At 58.7% G+C, this 3,270-nt stretch carries 3 protein-coding genes and 1 pseudogene; 2 read left to right on the top strand and 2 right to left on the bottom strand.

The window, feature by feature from the left end; genetic code table 11:
- Window positions 1–145 precede the first annotated feature (145 nt).
- A pseudogene (locus FEM54_RS28480) lies at window positions 146–268 on the bottom strand (serine protease); the annotation flags it as partial.
- A 141-nt stretch (window positions 269–409) separates the two neighbouring features.
- Window positions 410–631 (bottom strand): hypothetical protein, encoded by a 222-nt coding sequence (locus FEM54_RS28490; protein ID WP_138453849.1) that lies wholly within the window; start codon window positions 629–631, stop codon window positions 410–412.
- Between the two features lie 163 nt (window positions 632–794).
- Here FEM54_RS28490 and FEM54_RS28495 point away from each other — a divergent pair, with 163 nt between their 5' ends.
- A complete protein-coding gene (locus FEM54_RS28495; RefSeq protein ID WP_138453850.1) occupies window positions 795–2,732 on the top strand; it encodes a RecQ family ATP-dependent DNA helicase in 1,938 nt (645 codons plus the stop codon).
- Window positions 2,733–2,755: 23 nt separating this feature from the next.
- A complete protein-coding gene (locus tag FEM54_RS28500) occupies window positions 2,756–3,187 on the top strand; it encodes an acyl-CoA thioesterase (protein WP_138453851.1) in 432 nt (143 codons plus the stop codon).
- Window positions 3,188–3,270 lie beyond the last annotated feature (83 nt).

The following is a 3,270-nucleotide window of genomic DNA, read 5'->3' on the forward strand; positions in this document are numbered from 1 at the left end:
CGCCTCCCGTGACGCTCTGCGTCACCAATGCCCAAGCTTAAAGCCGTGCGCGGATGTGGGACGCGGAGCGTCCCGGGCGGCATTCCCACGCAGAGCGTGCGGAACGATCAGTCAGAACGGCTTCAAGGGACGGCCATCGCCAATCCTACAGACGCGAAGCCGCATCCAGGTCCATCAACCCGCGTCCGTAGGCTTCGCTGTTGGCATAGATGCCCGTCCGATTGGCGGTGCTGAGCAAGCGTTCGCGAACCTGCTGCGGGGTCATTTTTTAGATCGTTCCCCCGCTCCTGCGTGGGAACGCCTCCCGTGACGCTCTGCGTCACCAATGCCCAAGCTTAAAGCCGTGCGCGGATGTGGGACGCGGAGCGTCCCAGGCGGCATTCCCACGCAGAGCGTGAGGAACGCTCAGTCAGGACGGGGTCATGGGACGGTCGTCGACAGACTGCATGGGGATCAACTGGGCATAGAGGGTGGATGCCTTGACGATAGGCAGTGCATTTGCGGAGAAGTATTCGGGCGTTTCAAAGGCATGCACGGCCAGTTGCTCGGAGGTGGGTTTCGGCGGCGTTGCACAGCCCATCAGCAGCAAGGGCATTGCGAGGAGCAAAGAAAACGGTGGCATGCGAGACATTCACGACTCCTTGTCGGGGCTTGTAATCAAGCGTGCTACTGTCTGCATTTTTGCGCGGTCTTGCTGGTTTTCTCTGTATCAGTTTGTAGCGTTTATCCCCGACCTTTTACTGATCGCTGGTCTATGTTTTTGACTCGTTCAGCGGTCAATGGAGTGACAGCTTATGCACAACACCCTCCAACAGGTCTTTGGTTATCCACAGTTTCGTTTGGGCCAGGAAGCCGCGATCAGCGCGGTGCTGGCCGGTCGTTCGGCTGCGGCTATTTTCCCCACCGGCTCGGGCAAGTCTTTGTGTTATCAGCTGTCGGCGGTGCTGTTGCCGCACCTGACGCTGGTGGTGTCGCCGCTGTTGGCGCTGATGCAGGACCAGTTGGGTTTCCTGCAACGCCATGGCATTTGTGCTGGCAGTATCGATTCGGCGCAGAGCCGTGAAGATGCCAATGAGGTGATGACCCGCGCGCGTTCGGGTGAGTTGAAGATTTTGATGATTTCCGTGGAGCGCTTAAAGAACGAGCGCTTCCGTAACTTCCTGCAAAGCGTGCAGATTTCCTTGTTGGTGGTTGATGAGGCGCACTGTATTTCCGAATGGGGCCACAACTTCCGCCCGGACTATCTGAAGCTGCCGGACTACCAGCGCCAGTTCAATATCCCACAAGCGCTGCTGCTGACGGCTACAGCCACGCCCAAGGTGATTGCCGACATGCAGGCCAAGTTCGCCATTGCGCCGGATGATGTGATCACCACGGGCTTCTACCGGCCCAATCTCAACTTGTTGGTAGAGCCGGTGAGCGGCCACGACAAACGCCGGCGCTTGGTCGAGTGGATGAGCGCGCGGGCCAATCAGCCGAGCATCGTTTACGTCACGTTGCAAAAAACCGCCGAGCAGATTGCCGAACACCTGAACCGCAATGGCATCCAGGCCGAGGCGTATCACGCCGGGTTGCCCCACGATAAACGCGAAGGTATCCAACAGCGTTTCATGGGCGGGCGCTCCAATTGCATTGTTGCCACCATCGCGTTCGGCATGGGCATCGACAAGAGTGATATTCGCAACGTGGTGCACTTCGACCTGCCCAAGTCTATCGAGAACTACAGCCAGGAAATCGGCCGCGCCGGGCGTGATGGGCAGCCGTCCGATTGCCTGGTGCTGGCCAACCGTGACAGCCTCAATGTGCTGGAAAACTTTGTGTATGGCGATACGCCAGAGCAGGAGGGCATTCGCCGTGTACTGGAGGAGTTGCAGGCGGCGCGAAGCGAAGGCCAGTGGGAGTTCCTGATGAGGTCGCTGTCGGACCACAGCAACATCCGCGAGCTGCCGCTCAAGACGCTGCTGGTGCAGTTGGAGCTCAAGGGTGTGATCGCACCGCGTTATGCGTTTTACGCCGAATACCGCTTCAAATACCTGATCGAGCCCGAGGCGTTGCTGGCGCGGTTTTCCGGCGAGCGGCAGCAGTTTGTCGCGGCGATCATCCAGGTATGTAAACGCGCCAAAACCTGGGCGACGGTGGATTTCGATGCGCTGTACCAACAGCACAATGCCGAGCGCAGCCGGGTGGTGAAGGCGCTGGACTACTTCCAGGAACAGGGCCTGATTGAGCTGGAAAGCAAGCAGATGACCGAGGTCTACAGCCTGCTCGATACCGACTTTGATCCACGGGTGCTGAGCGCCGAGTTATACACAGGCTTCAAGCACCATGAAGTGACGGAAGTGGCGCGGATCCACGCCATGCTCGAGCTTTTTGCTACCGAGCATTGCCTGGGGCAGCGTTTGGCCAAGTACTTTGGCGATGAAAATGCCCCTCTACGCTGCGGGCATTGTTCGGTATGCCACGGCCACGTCGCACATTTGCCGCCGCCGCCGAGTTTGCCGCCACTTGTGGATAAAAACTTCATGGGGCTGTGCGGTGATTTTATCCACAGGCATCATGAACACACCACGAACCTGCCAGAAGCGGAACGGCTGGCGCGGTTTCTCGGCGGTATCAGCGTGCCGCTGTTTACCAAGCTGAAGGCGCGGGGCATACCGGGTTTTGCTGCGCTGGAGGACTACCCATACGCCGAGGTGCGTGAGTGGGCGCAAGCCCACCTGAATGACCTGTAAACCCACTTTCCAGAGAACCGCCCATGCCTGACTCAATGCCGCAACGCGCCGACTACCGTCACTTCCAGCCGATCATCACGCGTTGGCACGACAATGATGTGTATGGCCATGTGAACAACGTCACCTACTACAGCTTTTTCGACACGGCGGTGAATACCTACCTGATTGAAGACGGTGGGCTGGATATTCATGACGGTGAGGTGGTGGGGTTTGTGGTGAGTTCGGCGTGCGATTATTTCGCCTCGATCGCGTTTCCGGATCGCCTGGATATCGGCCTGCGGGTGGGCAAACTGGGTAACAGCTCGGTGCAATATGAATTGGCGGTGTTCAAGGCCGGCGAGGATGAAGCCTGTGCGGCGGGGCGCTTTGTGCATGTGTTTGTGGACCGGGCGTCGAACCAGCCGGTGGCGATTGCGGGGAAGTTGCGCGAGGCGTTGGAGCGGTTGGTGGTTTGAGGCCCTTTTTCATGCAATGAAAATCAAATGTGGGAGCTGGCTTGCCGGGTCGCCGCATCGCTGCGATAGCGGTGGGTCAGGGT

Source organism: Pseudomonas edaphica, assembly GCF_005863185.1.
Taxonomy (GTDB): Bacteria; Pseudomonadota; Gammaproteobacteria; order Pseudomonadales; family Pseudomonadaceae; genus Aquipseudomonas; species Aquipseudomonas edaphica.

Coding starts and splice junctions, on each gene's coding strand:
- FEM54_RS28500 (WP_138453851.1), top strand. CDS start 2,756: ATGCCTGACTCAATGCCGCAACGCGCCGACTACCGTCACTTCCAGCCG.
- FEM54_RS28495 (WP_138453850.1), top strand. CDS start 795: ATGCACAACACCCTCCAACAGGTCTTTGGTTATCCACAGTTTCGTTTG.
- FEM54_RS28490 (WP_138453849.1), bottom strand. CDS start 631: ATGTCTCGCATGCCACCGTTTTCTTTGCTCCTCGCAATGCCCTTGCTG.